1 protein-coding gene is annotated in these 277 nt (G+C 56.7%); it reads right to left on the reverse strand.

All coding sequences use genetic code 11. The annotated features are described in order from the left end of the window. Positions 1-14: 14 nt before the first annotated feature. On the reverse strand, positions 15-277 hold a 263-nt coding region (locus NLU14_RS21655), incomplete at its 5' end, for a hypothetical protein (RefSeq protein ID WP_275710507.1).

A 277-nucleotide genomic window follows, 5' to 3' on the forward strand; every position in this document is an offset into this window, starting at 1 on the left:
ACTGTCGTCGGACATCAATCAAACCGTTGCCGCCCGGCCAGAATGCCGAGCCAAAAGATGAGCCCCGCCTTGTAGCGGAATTTTGTCGGCATGGAAGGGGTAAACGGGAAAATCGGCTTCCTCGCCCCTGTCCTCGACATTGGAGAGACCGTACCGGTGCCACATTTCAAGACTAGGCGGTCGCGGCATCGCCATTGCCCGGGCGGCGCCAATCGCTTATCCATCTGGATGAATTGCTGTTTTTGTACCGAGGATGCCCAGTCTGTTCCGCGTATTT

It is taken from the genome of Marinobacter iranensis (assembly GCF_029207565.1).
GTDB lineage: Bacteria > Pseudomonadota > Gammaproteobacteria > Pseudomonadales > Oleiphilaceae > Marinobacter > Marinobacter iranensis.